Consider the following 15,893-nt stretch of genomic DNA (forward strand, 5'->3'; position numbering starts at 1 on the left):
GAGGCCTTGAGTGTTTAATACCTTAAGTGTATATGGTAAATGGCAAACGTCAAAAAAGCCCATTCAGCCAAGTATGCGCAGGTAGCTGATAAATGACAGAAATATGCAACTCAGATGGGGAGGGGGAGCGCGTGACTGCGTTTACAAACTTAATAATGAACTGTTTGCCACGATAGTTTTAAGATAGACGTACTGTTCAATAAATTTAGCGTTCTGAAAATTTTTTAGCAAAGACTGATCGGTTCAGGCGGTGAGACCAAAAGTAACTTGGCTCAAAATCAACAGAAGGATAAAAACATGGCACTAAATAGACTGAAGATCTTCCAGATGCTGGTGCTGGGAGTATTAAATATTTTGCTTTTGCTGTTCGTGAATGACCAAGTTACTGAGAGAGTTGAAAAAATCTACTTTGAGTTAAAAAAGCAAGAAGTTGAAAATGTTGTGAAGATGTCTAAAGCATTTATCAACAATACCATCAAGATAGGAGGCGAAAGTGGCGTCTCTCAGTCTGAATTAGAGAGTAAAGTAATTGATTATATTTCCCATTCTCATGTTGAAGATCTTTATGTTTGGGCGAATGATGATCTGGGGATCGCTAGAGTACACATCAGGCCAGAGGTGGTTGGCTCATTTCAAAAATCTTATATTCGCCACGCAAAAGCGTTAGCGGGGAAAGAGATTCTCTTCGAAACTCGTGACAATATTAATCCAGTCACTGACTTCATCGAACGAAAAATAAATGGCATAACATTTATTCCTGAGTGGGGCTGGATCATTGGATACGGCAGCTATATTTATCAAAGTGATGTTTATAGAATGAAAAATGAGATTATGATGTGGGTCGCTTTGTTAGTGCTACTGCTTGATCTTGTTGCTCTAGCTCTAATTTTTCGCATCTCGATTTTCAAGCCAAAGTAGGTAATCAGAAACAGTCATAGGCTTGGCAAACAGCCATCCTTGACCTAGTGCGTTAGGCAGTTTATTGATTAATGAATCTAATTGTTTCTGCGTTTCTATTCCTTCAAATACCACATGAGGCCCCGTCATTTCATTCAATATCGAAATAATGCCCTCAAATGCAAACCCTTTTGGAGACTTCTCCCCATATGCTTGAGTGAACATTTTATCAATTTTTACTTCGTCTGGATTGAGCATGGTCAACCACGAAATATTGGAATGACCTGTACCAAAATCATCCAGAGACAGTTTGAAGCCCAGATTTTGAAGCGTTTTACATGATTGAATAAGCGAGTCTTCAGGTGTTGAGTTACGCTCAGTCAGCTCCAAGACAACCTGAGAATATGTAAAATCATACTTATTTACCTCCGATTGAAGAAAATGTGCAAAGGTTTTATTAGTGAGTACTGATGCGGAGACGTTCAGCGACACAGTTGAACTTGGCGTTGCTTCAAGAACATCAGCGAGCTCCGCAAAGGCTTTTGAGATCACAACTTTCGTTAAATCAAAAATATACCCCTTAGCCTCACAGAACGATATAAATATATCAGGGGGTACTTGTCCATACTTTCGGCTATTCCAGCGCGCAAGAACCTCAACTCCAGATTGGCGACCGTCTTCTAGGGCAAATAAAGGCTGATAAACATTGTAGATTTTTTCTCGTTTTATTGCCCAGTCAATGTTCGATGCGAAACCGCGGGTGCCAGTACGGAGCAAAGTAAAGAAGTAGAACACGATAGTGCCAATAACAAAGCTAAAAGCGCCAAAAGACAGAGCAAAGGTCTCGCTGACTCGAAACACTCCCAACTTTTTATCAATGGAAGAAATGCAAACATCCAAATAATTACTACAGCGGGTTATCGTTAATCTTTTTCCATAAATTGGTAGGTAATTGGAAAAAGAGTTCACTTTTTCTGTATTCACATTAAAATCGCGCTTATCAATATCTCCAAAATAAAAGAATACTTCCCCGTCTCGGCTATGAATCATCGAACCGATACTATTTTTGAAAGTTTGGCGGCTTCGCAAATCACCTAAGAAGGCTTGTGATGCAAAAATAACGATATCATTTTTCTGAACTACAAAGGTGCTGTATAAATCTTTACTTTCTTCAAAACCTATCGACTTTACATGAGGGCGGTCGATATTATTCTGAAGTGCAAGGGGTGCTTTAATTCCACTCAAATGCCCTGTTATTAAAGAGCAAGTCACTTCATTACCTTTAACTCTACCGATATCTCCAATAAAGTAATATTTTCTAATAAGGTCGCTTTGTATGGAGAGCTCTGAAGGGGAACACTCTGTAACATTTGAGCTTTCTAAGCGTTCAATCGCCCTGTCGGATTGAAATGCTAAGCGCTCTAACTTCTCAAAATTAAATTTCGAGTGAGCTTCTAGCTCAGGTCGATCGAAATGAATGATGATGATATGCAAAACAATGAATGCACAACACATAAACACGCTAAGAAAGAGTAGGTAGCTAAGTATGACTCCTTTCCGCTTTTCTCTATTCGCAATAAATGCAATGATGTTTTCGTTTTGCATGCAGACTAAGAATCTCTTACTTTCAAACTAATCATATCAATACATTAACATAGTCCATTAAATGAGCTTTCTAAACAAGTCGTTAGACGGTTTAACAATAAATAACATTCTAAAGTGCTAAATAATCTGAAACACTAGTCAGTTCCGCTAACAAGGCAGGACTGGCTAGTATTTGAGCCCTATTTACTAGGCTCTCGAGTGAAGATAACGAAGCTCAACGAGTCAGCTTATCTTTTTTATAGTCAAGAGCGCTTTCTTCACAAGGCCCTTTAATGCTTACCACTTCATGGCGCTTTTTCAACATGATGTAGATAAAGCAGCTAAAGTAGAGGCTGATCACCAAGGCACCCACCCACTCAATTTTTAGGAAGTTGAGTTGGAATAAGAGTGTCAGCGCACACATTAGAACCAAGTTACACACGATGTAAGGCATTAAACCGAAGCGTTCAACGGTAAGGTTTAGATTGTCTGTATAAAGTCGGATCAATGAATCCAATGAGTTCACAACCATTAAGATTCCCACCACAATCATCATAACGTTGATAAAGCCAGCGACCTGTAACCCTTCCATGTGATAGTGATAAAGGATGGTGAACCAGACTCCAATGGCTACGGATGGGAAAACCATCATCGCCAACAGTAATTGCCAAGTGCGAATACCGCTGACAAAACGTGCTGTGAACTGTCCTATCATGATGCTCCAAGAGAACCACCAGAATAGGTAGAACGCATGATAGTCATTTAGAGGTAGCATAAATTGATAAATGTTCGTGAAGTATTCGCTGATTAGCCCAGCATTGCTGAGGAAGTCTTCTGGATGGCCATTATCGGTCATATAAGCTCTAAACCACATAATCACGATTAACGCGATAAACAGAAAGCTAGAGCCTAAGCTTAAGAGCCTTAACAGTTTCATACTACTGCTTGAATACACTGCCAAAGCAATCGAAGCCAAAACGATCAAGTAGAAGGTGGGGACTACGGATTCACCATCGCCAATTTGAGGCAAATACCAAGGCAAGTTTACGAGCAGCAAGTAAGCGGTGAATGCACAGGTGCCGATGATGACGATGTTATTAATCAGCTTCACCAGTGGTAGTTCAAAGAATTTCACTCTTGGCTCGATGATGCAGAAGTAAAAGCAAGTTAGAAAATAGAAGCCCCAGATCAAAAAGGCCCAGTAGCCGAACTCAATCGCTAATGGATTGGCGAAACTGTATTCTGGGCTCTCTGTCAGATTTGCGTAGCCTGCAAATTCAGTAAGAGGAAACATGATCAACCCCACATCCAGCCCAGATGTGAACAGAATTGCGATAAAGGTAAGGGTATGTACTGGCGTGACGCCAACGCATTTGATATTCCACCATTTCAGTAGAATGACCGCGATAGCGGCAAAAGAGAAAATCAGACCGGACGATAAAAGGAGATTCATACAGCACCAGTTTTTTTAATTAAACGTTTAATTAAAAAAAGACTATAAGATGATTGGATGTATTTCAATCATGCGAAAAAGAGGGCAATGTGAATAGTGAAGTATAAAAAGTCCCATTTGATAGCCTAATACGTTGATTTGCTTATAAAATGAGTAGTTAGACGTTTGCGAGTACGAAGTCTTAAAATATTATGATTTTGAGGGTGAAATGAGTTTATTTAAGGGTTTTTAGGCCTTATTTACTGCATTTTGTGGCGTTAGAATTTCTATATTTTATTCTCTAATTATGTAGGTGGTTGCTTCTTCCTCGTCGTTTTTGATTCTTTTCAGTAGGGGGGCAAGGTTGATATTGTGTCGCATATAGCAGGAGTTATGGTCGTTGCTAGATAAATAAAATGCAATATCTGACCTCTGATGTTTTAGAAAACAAACTGTAAACGTGCAGGAGTTACTTATATTGAATACTTGAAGACGCTACACTAAGGGTTTAATTCATTAAGAGCTTTCGCTATGAAAACCATTCTTACAGCGTGTTTTGCGCTGATTTTAAGTGGCTGTGCCACTCTTTCAGAACTCTCCACTTACTCTATTTCTAACTCTGAGCTAGAGCAGGCGTTAGACAGCCAACTGGCTAAGCTTCAGACCAATGCCAATATTGGTGGCATTCCTTTGACCTTAGCAGTGGATGATATGTCTGTAGACATCGGCCCAGAAGGGCGTGATGTGGTGCAGCTTGGCACAGAGGCAACGGCAAATATCAGCGTATTTGGCTTTCAATATCCTGCCAAGTTGAATTTAGAGCTGGAAGGGACACCGTATTACGATAGCGAGAAAAAAGCGATCTTCGTACGTTCGTTAGCACTGTTAGACAGCACCATTGATGCAGGTGGTTATAAAGGCAACCTTGCGCCGTTGAGTAATGAAGTGATGATGTTGATTAATGGTTACTTAGCATCAAACCCAGTTTATACGTTAGATACGAGCAATGACGTGATGCGTTTGTTGTCGAGTGTGCCTCTCAATATGACGATTGAACAGGGGAAGTTAGCACTGCAACCACGTCAGCAATAATTAGATGTGATATTGGGTAATGATTAATGTCAATGCCGATGGCAATAAAAAAGCCCTGACTCAATTAGAGCCAGGGCTTTTTATTTAGTTAGCTTAAGCTGTACTAAAGAAGCTTGGATTACGCTACTGGTGTGATCGCGATATCGCCACCTTTCACACTTAAGTCTTCACTTGGTGGCGCAAAAGAAGTCAGGTTGATACCTTGAACCGCTTCTTTGTACTCATCAAGTGATGGGAAGCGACCAAGGATACAAGATAGAACCACCATAGGTGTTGAACCTAGTAACGATTCACCTTTTTTCTCAGCAGTATCTTCTACGACACGACCTTGGAACAGACGAGTTGAAGTCGCTATTACTGTGTCACCTGGCGAGGCTTTCTCTTGGTTACCCATACATAGGTTACATCCTGGACGTTCTAGGTACATGATGTTCTCGTATTCCTTACGAGCTGCTTCTTTTGGATTCACATCATCAAACTGGAAGCCAGAGTATTTTTCAAGTATTGCCCAATCACCTTCTGCTTTCAGCTCATCAACGATGTTGTACGTTGGTGGCGCAACAACTAGTGGTACTTTAAATGTAATAGGGCCTTTTTTCTCAAGGTTACGCAGCATGGCAGCAATGATTTGAATATCACCTTTGTGCACCATACAAGAACCCACGAAGCCTAGGTCGACTTTACGGCCGTCGTAGTAAGAAGCCGGACGAATCACATCGTGTGTGTAGCGCTTAGAAACGTCTTCATTGTTTACATCAGGGTCGGCAATCATCGGCTCGTCAATCGCATCTAGATCAACCACTACTTCTGCGTAGTATTTAGCGTTATCATCCGGAGCTAGGGCTGGCACTTCTCCAGATTTGATTTCAGCGATACGCTTGTCTGCAAGATCGATTAGGCCTTGAAGCATATTTGCTTCGTTATCCATACCTTTGTTAATCATGATCTGGATACGAGACTTAGCAAGTTCTAGAGACTCGATCATGGTTTCGTTGGTGGAAATACAAATAGAAGCTTTCGCTTTCATTTCTGCAGTCCAATCCGTGAATGTGAAGGCTTGGTCTGCAAGTAGAGTACCGATTTGAACTTCGATCACGCGGCCTTGGAATACGTTTTCGCCTTGGAACTGTTTCAACATCTGCGCTTGTGTAGCGTGTACGATGTCGCGGAAGTCCATGTGTGGCTTCATCTTACCCTTGAAGGTTACTTTAACAGACTCAGGAATCGGCATCTCAGCTTCACCAGTTGCTAGAGCCACCGCAACCGTACCAGAGTCAGCACCGAACGCTATACCTTTGGACATACGAGTGTGTGAGTCACCACCGATGATGATCGCACGATCATCAACTGTGATGTCGTTCAATACTTTATGGATAACATCTGTCATTGGTGCATAGACGCCTTTAGGGTCACGACCAGTGATAACGCCGAAGTTATTCATGAAAGACATTAGCTTAGGAATATTCGCCTGAGCTTTTTTGTCCCATACAGACGCTGTGTGACAGCCCGACTGATAAGCACCGTCTACTGTAGGAGATATAACTGATGCCGCCATTGACTCAAGTTCTTGGCAAGTCATTGGGCCTGTTGTGTCTTGAGAGCCAACAATGTTTACCTTAACGCGAACGTCAGAGCCAGTGTGAAGAGGTGTCTTAGACTTAACGCCTACAGCATTACGGTTAAAGATCTTCTCTACTGCTGTCAGACCTTGTCCTTCGTTAGAGATCTCTTTTGATTGTGCATATACTTCTGGAGCATCAATACCAAGTGTTTCCGCTGCAAAAGTCTGTAACTTCTTACCGAATGTTACCGCATAAGAACCACCCGCTTTCATGAATTCCACTTTTTGTGGTGTGAAAGAAGCGGATACGTCAACCAGCTCTTTGTCGCCGTTGTAAAGCTTCTTAGCCTTGGTATCAATCGTAAGAACAGTGCCCGTTGCAACAGAGTAAGCTTCCTCTAGTACTGGGTCTCCGTTTTCGTCACGAACTACGTTACCGTTGGCGTCAGTTTTCTTAACCCAGTTTTTCAAGTCAAGGCCGATACCGCCTGTTACACCAACAGTCGTTAAGAAGATCGGAGCGATACCATTGGTACCGGCAACAACCGGACGGTTATTTACGAATGGAATGTATGGAGAAGCTTGCTCGCCTGCCCAAAGTGCTACGTTGTTCACACCAGACATGCGTGAAGAGCCTACACCCATGGTACCTTTCTCAGCGATCAGCATTACTTTAGCATTAGGATGTTTTTTACGGAGCTCAACAATGTCTTTTTGAGCTTCTGGGCTGATCATACATAGGCCGTGTAGTTCACGGTCAGCACGCGAGTGAGACTGGTTACCTGGAGATAATAAATCAGTCGAGATATCACCTTCGGCAGCTACGTAAGTTACAACGTCAATCTTCTCAGGAATATCATCAAGTTTCGTGAAAAATTCCGCTTTCGCATAGCTTTCTAAAAGCTCTTTTGCGATCGCATTACCTGCTTTGTATGCAGCAGAAATACGATCATAGTCAGCGTCATATAAGAATACTTGAGATTTAAGTACTTCGCCCGCCGCCGCTGCTTGAGCGTGATCTGAAAGAGCGACATCCAATAGCGCAGCTACAGATGGGCCACCTTTCATGTGCGAAAGTTGCTCTAGAGCGAACTCTGGAGAGATTTCAGCGACGACTTCATTACCAAGAACGATGTCTTTTAAGAAAGCAGATTTTACAACTGCTGCTGGTGTTGTACCTGGCAGGGTGTTGTAGATGAAGAAGTTTAAAGAGTCTTCACGGTGTTCGTTAGCCGTATCTTTAATCTGCTCAATGATTTCAGATACCAATTCAGCACCGTCGATTGGTTTTGGTGCAAGACCTAGTTCGTTCTTGCGAACCTCAATTTCTTTTAAATAGTCAGTATAGTAACTCATAGCGCCAATTTCTCATTCCGATCCGGTTATGGTTGATTAACAAGATATTAAAAAGCGGCAAATAGCTCAATGGAAACTAATGACACAAAGTTAATACCCATCATCATTTAAAAAAATAAACCCATAATTATAGTAGGCGAATCGAAATAATATGCACGTTTGGAGGATAGGTTATTATAAGTGCCTGATATGCAAATAATTCTCAATAATATTTGAGAATTGTTATTGTATTTTGTTTTTGAAAGGTTTTGCTATTAAGAGCAATATATTGAAGCCGGAAAACAGAAGTCATGGGAGAAGCCATGTGGGCTGATTTTATTCAGCATCCATGGCTTTTAAAGGAAGCGATTATTCGTTTAGGAGCCAGATTTGAAAAGCTTTTTGATCACTCTTTGATGCCTTTGCAAACCAGAATCCGAGCATTTCAAAAGCTGTGCTCTCTGTTTTTGCCTGATGAGAGTGATCGACCATCCAGATGCGCATGTCTTTGCGCGTACTGACATCTGCTTTGTTATACCAAAACTTCAACATTTCTAGTTCTTCTGTTGCTGCAACGGTTTCACTTGCTGGTGAAGGGGTGTCTACTATTGGAGTTTTATAAGTGGCAGAAAACTCGCGAATGTCACGCTTGTAGTCTCGCAGCATTTGTACGCCTGACTGCTTTGGTAAAATATGTACTTCGTAATCGAGCTTGGCATCGCTCGCTTCATTTACCAATGTAATTTCTGGGGTTTTGGCGAAGGCTGCTGCATCGTTATTACGGAAAAAGTAGGGTGCTTCAAGCATGATTTCAGCATCTTGGGCAACATCGATCTCTATTATCATGGGCTCTGACTGAAACTGCTCAGCATTGCTGCCACCACCAATACGTTGGTTAAAGCGGACCACTACTTGGCGCTTACCTTCGTCTACATCGGTTTTAAAGTCTCCACCGAAGTTGCCCGGGCTTTTAAGGTCGACATACATAATTTCAAAATTTCTAGGGACTTCAAATGTGGCAGCATGAGTTGAAAAACTGAATATCCCTAACAAGGTTCCTATGACCTTAGTAACAGACTGTAACCTCACTTTAGTAGCTCCTATTAAAATCAAATGGTTATCGTGTACAGAAGTGAGTTAACCTACCACAAAGTGGTTTAAGCATTAGTTTTACAATCCTCTAATTTTTAAAATACTGAGTTTTATCTTTTTGCTGACATATTCAGTTTTAAAAGAGGAAACATAACAACTGTAAGTAGCCATATTTCTTAATAAACATGAATAGCCGTTGCGTGCGGCTTCAACCTACCACGAACTTGAGTGAGCAGATTGAAGCAACTCATTTAAACGGATCAATGGTCAATTTTTGTGATTTTTAAAAACAGAGTCTAGGAATTGGAGAGCTGCTGATACCTCATCATTAAAGGCGTTGCCACCATGCTGACCGTTTTCCACATATCTAACCTCAACAGATTCAACACCAGAACGCTTCTTCATCTCAGTATACAAACGTTCGGTTTGTAATGGAGAGACAACAAAATCTTGTTCACCGTGAACAAGCAAGCTTGGTGGAAGTTGAGTAGTTAAAGGAAGTTTTAGTAATTTACGATATGGGCTAGCAGCATCAGCAAGCTCTAAATTTTGAGCCACAGGTTGCCCAATTAGTAACGATTCAGGTGTTGGTTCCTGTGCTAAATTTCCGCGATCTGGTACGTCATCGTATTCTCTATCCGCTACGATATTTCTCAAATCAGAAGGTGCATACCATGAGACTAGCGCATCTAATCGTGTATTAGGGTTCTGAGCTTGATCAAATGCCGCCCATAGGGCTAGGTGAGCACCAGATGATTGGCCCCAAACAGCGATATGTTCTGCGTTATAGCCGTATTGGTCACCGTTTTCCCGAATAAAGTCAAATGCATTTCTTAAGTCCTTAAGCTGGGCAGGCCAAACTGCTTCGTTACTAAAAGTATAATTTATGGCTGCAACGGCATAACCCGCTTCCATAGCTTGTGGGATGCGGTTATAGAGTTCAAACTGAGTCTTATCATTTCGAAACCAACGGCCGCCGTGGATAAACACAATGATGGGTGGGTTAGCAGAGGATTTCTGGGAGTCAGGCAGATATAAATCAAGTTGATTTCTTGGTTTTTCGCCATAAGTTAGGTTTTGAATCAAATCCATTGCGTGAACGGCTCCTGAGCTAACTCCGACTAGAGTCATACTGATTAACATTTTTTTAAATGAGCTAATCAACGTCATAATCTGCTTATCCTTCTATGCTTGTGGTTGTTATTTTGATTTATATTGTAAACTGTTATCGGTATAAACAGTTTAAATGCTTCTGGCAAGAACACAACATGAGAAATGTATATCAGGGGAAACAGGTCTATACAGATTGGTAAAGTGTATGCGAAGTTTAGCAGCGTAGAAAAATTTGATTGTTGATTAAACAATCGATAAGTTCTTGTTTAAAAGAACTTATCGATTTGAACAGGCTTGATCTAGTTTATTGTATTAGACCATTTAGCTCCTGTAGCTCTTCGCTACACCAAATCTTACGTTTGAAACGAGGGTTTTTCGAAGACATATCAATTTTGTAAGGGTTTTGTTCTTCACTAAGAGGAAGATTAAGAATCTTACATAGTTCTTGGCCAAGCCATTTCTCAACTTTCAGAACGACCATCTTCTTACGCAGACGGCCTTGCTCGTCGCGGTTTAGAATCGTAGGTAATGTGTTCAGCGTTAAGATTTCACCTAGTGCTGGGTGCGCCATACGCTCACGACCTTCGTTACTAGCGTAGAAGTGTGACACAGCAAATACCATGCGCTCTGGGTTGATCTGCTTAAGGAACTGACAAGATTTGATGATGGTCGAACCTGTACGCACCATGTCATCGAACAATACGATGCTTGCGCCGTCTAGACCTTCAAAAGTGTGCTCGCTCTCTTTGTGTAGCGTGATTTCAACTTTACGTTCAGCAGTACGCTCTTTGTCCAACATGATGAACTTCGCTTTCGTTAGACCAAGCGTGTTGTACATTTGTTTAACAAAATCACGAGCACCTTTATCCGGTGCACACAGTACTAGGCCTTCACCCTCTTCACCGTAACTTAGGATGTTAGAATTTAGAAGGTAGTGAGCGTAGATGCCGTATGGGATTAGATTATGGAAATCACCGTCAAACACTTCATTGAAAATCTGCTGCACAGAGTCTGAGTGGTTGTGGATCGTCATGACCGTATCAACACCAGACAGCTTCAGCATTTGTGCGTACAGCTTAGCAGTGAATGGTTGGCCATCAAATTTCTTGATGTCCTTAATGTCACGTTCAAAGCTAGTTTTGCCCAGGTCTTTGCTTGGACCGCGGTCTTGAGCGCTGTAGAACAAATCTGGCTCAACTAGGACAACACGTGCTGCGCCGTTTTCTTTTGCTGCACGAGCAATGATGAAGTTCGCCATCGCTAATTCTTGGCGGCTTTGTACATGGCTTGTCGTGCTGACAATCACCACTGACTTACCTTCGAGCTTACGTCCGATGTTCTCGAAGTCCGCTTCGTCCGAGATAAAACGCGGGCAAAATTCGGAGTTCATAAATTGCTTCATACTGATGATATCAGCGATATCTTCATGCTGGCCCATCGCATATGCGACATCAATGGCAAAAGGGTTGTCAGAAGAGTTGCTAACAACAATAACGCTAGGTGACTGGCTGCTCGGCGAAGTCATGGACGATCCTTTATTAGAGGGAGGTGATTTTTCAGATATTTTAACATGGCTAGGTTAAGAAAATCCCTACTGTCATACCATCGACTTTAGTTCTAATTCGATTTTTTACAAAAACTGCGCCTTCACTTATGTGAATTTGGCTTGATCTACAAAACTCAGCCCCAATCACTATAAGTACCTTCACAGTAAAAGAGTTTTTCTATGTCTTTTAAAACAGTGGTTATAACTGGGGCAAGTCGTGGTATCGGCTTATCATTTGCTAAGCTTTATCAAGCGAAAGGCTATTGTGTCTATGCCGTGTGTCGTTCCGCCAGTGCTGAATTAAGTGCACTTGGTGTGAATGTGATTGAACATATCGATGTCACGAAAGACGAAGACATTGGTAAGTTAGCAAGCGCTTTAAGCGATGTGTCCATTGATTTGCTAATTAATAATGCAGGCATCCTATGTGATGAGCAGTTAGGTTCGATTGATAAAGACTCGATTCGCCGACAGTTTGAAACCAATGCATTGGCACCTCTTGCTGTCACGGAAGCCTTAATGAATAACTTTAGCGAAAACGCCAAGCTTGCTCTAATTACCAGTCGTATGGGGTCGGTCGAAGATAACACCAGTGGTGGCCGTTACGGTTATCGCATGTCGAAATCGGCTCTTAATATTGCCGGAATGTCATTATCTCACGACTTAAAACCACGCGGTGTGGCGGTGGCAATTTTGCACCCTGGGCTTGTCGGTACTGAAATGATCGGTGGTTATGGTGATATCACCCCGGATCAAGCGGCTGAGCGCTTAGCCGAGCGTATTGAAGCGCTTAATTTAGAGAATACAGGGACATTTTGGCATTCCAATGGTCAAGTACTGCCTTGGTAGAAATACCATACACAAAGGTTTGGATTGATATTCTATAATGCTGCAATTAAAGGATCTGAATATTAGGCAGTTAGAGTTGAGTAACTTAGATAAGCAAACCAAATTTTGGGTGATGTGCAGTGACTGTTTGGGACGGGGCAAAAGAAGCCGTCGTATTCGTAAGAAAGTTCGCCTAGAGTACCAAAAGGCATTAGAGGCGTTTAAGCAGGACAGTTCGAAGCAGCCAGAGCCGGTGAAGCCCAAAGGCCATTTAGAAATGTGTGCCAGTTGTTCTGGCTTGGGAATAGTGTTGTCGGATGAGGCGCTCCCTGTTAATGAAAGTCTTCCTAAAGTGGCTATCATTGGTGCAGGCATTGGTGGTATGGCTCTAGCGGTTGCCTGTAAACATCGTGGTATTCCTTTTACCCTCTACGAGCGTGACTCCAGCTTTGATGCTCGATCGCAAGGGTATGGCTTAACCTTACAACAAGCCAGTCGCGCTATTTCCGGATTAGGTATTACCGAGCTAGAGGAAGGTGTTGTCTCGACAAGACACATGGTGCACAACACAGAGGGTAAAGTCGTTGCTGAATGGGGAATGCGGCGCTGGCTTGAAGGGCAACCTAGTGCGCTCCCGAAACGCTCTAATATTCATATTGCTCGCCAGTCTTTACGTTTTCAGATGATGGAACAGTTGGGAGGGGATGACGAGGTACATTGGGGACACCAATTGGTCTCGTTTGATCAAACTAGATCGGATAAGGTGCAGCTGACTTTTTTGGTAAAAGGTGAGCAAACATGCGCGGAGGCAGACTTAGTGGTTGGCGCTGACGGTATCCGCAGTGTCGTGCGCCAGAGCATCATAGGTGATGAAACGACACCATTACGCTCACTGAATTGCATGGTGGTCTTGGGAATTTGTCCACTATCTTTATTGGGAGACTTAGAGTCAGAACTGTTGGACGGTGCCACCGTGTTCCAAACAGCCAATGGTAATGACCGTATCTATATGATGCCGCTTAATGCCGAGTCCGTTATGTGGCAGCTCAGTTTTCGTATGAATGATGATGAGGCCAAAGCGCTCAGTGAACAGGGTTCTGATGCCCTTAAAGCGGAGGCGATTCGACGCTTACCTTGGCATTCTCCAATCCCTGAGATATTAGCCGCTACACCAGCTGAGTTGGTGTCCGGTTATCCCGTTTATGATCGTGAACTGCTTACGGCTGAGCACTTTGCTAACAGTTCCAAAGCAACGTTAATTGGAGATGGTGCACATCCGATGACACCGTTCAAAGGCCAAGGCGCTAACCAAGCGATTCTGGATGCCTTATCGTTAGCACGAGAAATTACCAACGGCTGTTGGTCTGAAGACGTTTGGCGCAACAAAGGGCTTCGAGAAGCAGTACTTAATACCTATGAAGCGGAAATGCTTGAGCGCAGTGCTGTTAAAGTAGAAGGTTCCGCCGCCGCCGCTGAATTCCTGCACTCAGATGTTGTCTTAGAGCCGGTTGATCAGCCACGCCGGATGTCTCCGAAAAATTAGCGACGTAGAGTTGAGTTTCTTCGGATTAGAGCGAAAAATTCGAAAGTTCGAACTAATCGTTACCATCAAAAATAGGCGTTGGACGTTTGTTTTCATCAATGGCGACAAAGTTGAAAACGCCTGTGATGGCTTTCTCACGCTTATCACTGTATAGCTCTTCCAAGAAAATGTTCACTTCCACTTTTAATGAAGTGCGGCCAACGTGAATTACACGCGCAACAAGTTCGACTAGAATGCCTGAAGGGATAGGGCGTTTGAAATCCACTTGCTCCGTTGAGATCGTAACAACCTGTTTACGGGCGAAACGGGTCGCAGCGATGTAAGCCACTTCGTCCATCCATTTTAATGCTTCACCGCCAAATAAAGTGTCATAGTGGTTGGTTGTGCTCGGAAACACCATTTTTGCAACACGTGTTTCTGAAATCTCTTCACGCTTTTGAATTAGTAGAGTATTCATCATGAGGTTACTGCTCTCTCGTAAATCAGTGGTATTACTGCTTCTAGGGGTTCTGCTCGTTAGTTGCGACCGCCGTTTTGCGCCAGAAGGTTTATTAGAAAACTACGTCAAGGATTTGAATCGATCTGAGTTCGTTCAGATCGAATTGGGCTCCACGAGTTCTATGCTACCTTTGCCAGCCTTAAGAGATCGACAGCTAGCGCTGAGTCAGTTTGATGTAGGCTTATTAGAGTTTTTGTCATTACAGCAATGTGATGTTGGTGCGGTGGCCGGACAGCGCAATAGTATACTGGGCCGTGTCATGGCCACAAGCCAGCGCTTTATTTATGAGCTGGACATCATTCGGGCGATACGTACCTGTGACATAGATGATATGGAGTTACGTACCAAGCTCTTAGATGTGGCGCAAACTAAGCAAAATGAGCTACCGCTGGCGTTTTCAAATGTGTTGTGGGCTGGGGATGAAACGCAAACGTTTTTCAGTTTGGCTAATGGCTATTTACCCTTGTCTCCAGAGTCTTCTCAATATCAGGCACTGATTGCCGCTTTACAGCACCTCAATCAAATCCAAACTCACCTACAAGATGTGCCCAACATTCGTAGCGCGGATATTGAAGCCGACATGAAGGCTATTTATGAAAGTGAGTATTTAGGGAAATTGCTATTTAGTGTGGTGCATTTGCACGATTATCTTGACCAGATCACACAAGCTCTAGCGCCGCTGAGCCTGAGTCAGGCAGTTTGTGGCCCGCCGCTGAATTTTCTAAAGCAGCAGTTTGAAGCTCATTATATTAAGGTGCTGCAACCTTATATGGCGCGTATCAACAAAGTGGCTTATCAGGTTTTACCTTTGATCCATTCTTTGGGCGTACAGAGTCCAATAAATAGCCCTGAATGGCGCGCCTTTATCCATCAATTTGATTATCAAAACTCTGACAGTGCTTGGCAGGCGTATCTTCAGGCCTCGAGAGAGCACGGCCGAGCTTGGAGTCAAATCTTTGCAGTATGTGGCGAGTCTGTTGGTTAGGCTTGTGTAGAAATCAGGTTATCAACCGCCGCAACGGCATCATAGGCTGCGAGGTTACCTTGAGCGAGAGGCTCGTGACTGAGTGCTTTGAGCAGGGCTAAATTCGCAGTCGGGTTGGCGCCGATGTTACCTGAGAATTGAATGGGGCGAGTAACGGCATGAGGCTCATGCTTGCTCAACGTGTCTTCTTGATTGTGAATACTAGGGCCTGGCTGCGTAAAGAGACTCATGAGCAGCGCAAAGTTGGCGTTACCGGAAACTCGGCCACCAGCTTTCACCTCATGGGTTAATTGGGTCTCTAAAACGTCTCTAATATTCATAATGTTCACATCTGACTGTTAGAGTGGTTATCGGCTTTTTATAAGAAACTTTAATAAAGTCAGCAA

At 42.9% G+C, this 15,893-nt stretch carries 13 protein-coding genes; 5 read left to right on the forward strand and 8 right to left on the reverse strand.

Translation table 11 applies throughout. The features are described 5' to 3' along the window. The first annotated feature begins 297 nt into the window (after window positions 1–297). A complete protein-coding gene (locus ACXAC1_RS11890; protein ID WP_475061658.1) occupies window positions 298–918 on the forward strand; it encodes a cache domain-containing protein in 621 nt (206 codons plus the stop codon). On the opposite strand, the gene ACXAC1_RS11895 is transcribed toward ACXAC1_RS11890, so the two are convergent. Next, on the reverse strand, window positions 883–2,502 hold the full coding sequence (locus tag ACXAC1_RS11895; RefSeq protein ID WP_475061659.1) for an EAL domain-containing protein: 1,620 nt from the start codon (window positions 2,500–2,502) through the stop codon (window positions 883–885). The two genes, ACXAC1_RS11890 and ACXAC1_RS11895, sit on opposite strands and share 36 nt — an antisense overlap. A 214-nt stretch (window positions 2,503–2,716) precedes the next feature. Next, window positions 2,717–3,934, reverse strand: coding sequence for a BCCT family transporter (locus tag ACXAC1_RS11900; RefSeq protein ID WP_475061660.1), 1,218 nt, complete (start codon window positions 3,932–3,934; stop codon window positions 2,717–2,719). Between the two features lie 510 nt (window positions 3,935–4,444). Here ACXAC1_RS11900 and ACXAC1_RS11905 point away from each other — a divergent pair. Then, complete coding sequence (locus tag ACXAC1_RS11905) at window positions 4,445–5,005, forward strand: YceB family lipoprotein (protein ID WP_475061661.1); 561 nt, start codon at window positions 4,445–4,447, stop codon at window positions 5,003–5,005. 118 nt (window positions 5,006–5,123) lie between these two features. Here the strand turns inward: ACXAC1_RS11905 and ACXAC1_RS11910 are convergent, their stop codons facing one another. From ACXAC1_RS11910 to ACXAC1_RS11925, 4 genes are all read right to left on the reverse strand, one after another. Next, entirely contained in the window at window positions 5,124–7,922 is a 2,799-nt protein-coding gene (locus ACXAC1_RS11910; RefSeq protein WP_475061662.1) for a bifunctional aconitate hydratase 2/2-methylisocitrate dehydratase, read from the reverse strand. Window positions 7,923–8,270: 348 nt separating this feature from the next. After that, a complete protein-coding gene (locus ACXAC1_RS11915; RefSeq protein ID WP_475061663.1) occupies window positions 8,271–8,990 on the reverse strand; it encodes a YccT family protein in 720 nt (239 codons plus the stop codon). Between the two features lie 270 nt (window positions 8,991–9,260). Beyond that, a complete protein-coding gene (locus ACXAC1_RS11920; RefSeq protein ID WP_475061664.1) occupies window positions 9,261–10,163 on the reverse strand; it encodes an alpha/beta hydrolase fold domain-containing protein in 903 nt (300 codons plus the stop codon). A 247-nt stretch (window positions 10,164–10,410) separates the two neighbouring features. After that, window positions 10,411–11,631, reverse strand: coding sequence for a ribose-phosphate diphosphokinase (locus ACXAC1_RS11925; RefSeq protein WP_475061665.1), 1,221 nt, complete (start codon window positions 11,629–11,631; stop codon window positions 10,411–10,413). A 201-nt stretch (window positions 11,632–11,832) separates the two neighbouring features. Here ACXAC1_RS11925 and ACXAC1_RS11930 point away from each other — a divergent pair, with 201 nt between their 5' ends. Together ACXAC1_RS11930 and ACXAC1_RS11935 are read left to right on the forward strand one after the other, a co-directional pair. Next, window positions 11,833–12,501 (forward strand): SDR family oxidoreductase, encoded by a 669-nt coding sequence (locus ACXAC1_RS11930; protein ID WP_475061666.1) that lies wholly within the window; start codon window positions 11,833–11,835, stop codon window positions 12,499–12,501. A gap of 37 nt (window positions 12,502–12,538) precedes the next feature. Next, on the forward strand, window positions 12,539–14,023 hold the full coding sequence (locus ACXAC1_RS11935) for an FAD-dependent oxidoreductase (protein ID WP_475061667.1): 1,485 nt from the start codon (window positions 12,539–12,541) through the stop codon (window positions 14,021–14,023). A gap of 52 nt (window positions 14,024–14,075) precedes the next feature. On the opposite strand, the gene ACXAC1_RS11940 is transcribed toward ACXAC1_RS11935, so the two are convergent. Continuing rightward, window positions 14,076–14,483, reverse strand: a complete 408-nt coding sequence (locus ACXAC1_RS11940) for an acyl-CoA thioesterase (protein ID WP_273106217.1) — start codon at window positions 14,481–14,483, stop codon at window positions 14,076–14,078. Here ACXAC1_RS11940 and ACXAC1_RS11945 point away from each other — a divergent pair. Further along, entirely contained in the window at window positions 14,482–15,507 is a 1,026-nt protein-coding gene (locus ACXAC1_RS11945) for a DUF3080 family protein (protein ID WP_475061668.1), read from the forward strand. The two genes, ACXAC1_RS11940 and ACXAC1_RS11945, sit on opposite strands and share 2 nt — an antisense overlap. Here the strand turns inward: ACXAC1_RS11945 and ACXAC1_RS11950 are convergent. Beyond that, window positions 15,504–15,827, reverse strand: coding sequence for a hypothetical protein (locus ACXAC1_RS11950; protein ID WP_475061669.1), 324 nt, complete (start codon window positions 15,825–15,827; stop codon window positions 15,504–15,506). The genes ACXAC1_RS11945 and ACXAC1_RS11950 overlap by 4 nt on opposite strands. Between the last annotated feature and the right edge of the window lie 66 nt (window positions 15,828–15,893).

The organism is Marinomonas sp. AWM4_232 (assembly GCF_056158325.1).

Coding starts and splice junctions, on each gene's coding strand:
- ACXAC1_RS11890 (WP_475061658.1), top strand. CDS start 298: ATGGCACTAAATAGACTGAAGATCTTCCAGATGCTGGTGCTGGGAGTA.
- ACXAC1_RS11895 (WP_475061659.1), bottom strand. CDS start 2,502: ATGCAAAACGAAAACATCATTGCATTTATTGCGAATAGAGAAAAGCGG.
- ACXAC1_RS11900 (WP_475061660.1), bottom strand. CDS start 3,934: ATGAATCTCCTTTTATCGTCCGGTCTGATTTTCTCTTTTGCCGCTATC.
- ACXAC1_RS11905 (WP_475061661.1), top strand. CDS start 4,445: ATGAAAACCATTCTTACAGCGTGTTTTGCGCTGATTTTAAGTGGCTGT.
- ACXAC1_RS11910 (WP_475061662.1), bottom strand. CDS start 7,922: ATGAGTTACTATACTGACTATTTAAAAGAAATTGAGGTTCGCAAGAAC.
- ACXAC1_RS11920 (WP_475061664.1), bottom strand. CDS start 10,163: ATGACGTTGATTAGCTCATTTAAAAAAATGTTAATCAGTATGACTCTA.
- ACXAC1_RS11925 (WP_475061665.1), bottom strand. CDS start 11,631: ATGACTTCGCCGAGCAGCCAGTCACCTAGCGTTATTGTTGTTAGCAAC.
- ACXAC1_RS11930 (WP_475061666.1), top strand. CDS start 11,833: ATGTCTTTTAAAACAGTGGTTATAACTGGGGCAAGTCGTGGTATCGGC.
- ACXAC1_RS11935 (WP_475061667.1), top strand. CDS start 12,539: ATGCTGCAATTAAAGGATCTGAATATTAGGCAGTTAGAGTTGAGTAAC.
- ACXAC1_RS11945 (WP_475061668.1), top strand. CDS start 14,482: ATGAGGTTACTGCTCTCTCGTAAATCAGTGGTATTACTGCTTCTAGGG.
- ACXAC1_RS11940 (WP_273106217.1), bottom strand. CDS start 14,483: ATGATGAATACTCTACTAATTCAAAAGCGTGAAGAGATTTCAGAAACA.
- ACXAC1_RS11950 (WP_475061669.1), bottom strand. CDS start 15,827: ATGAATATTAGAGACGTTTTAGAGACCCAATTAACCCATGAGGTGAAA.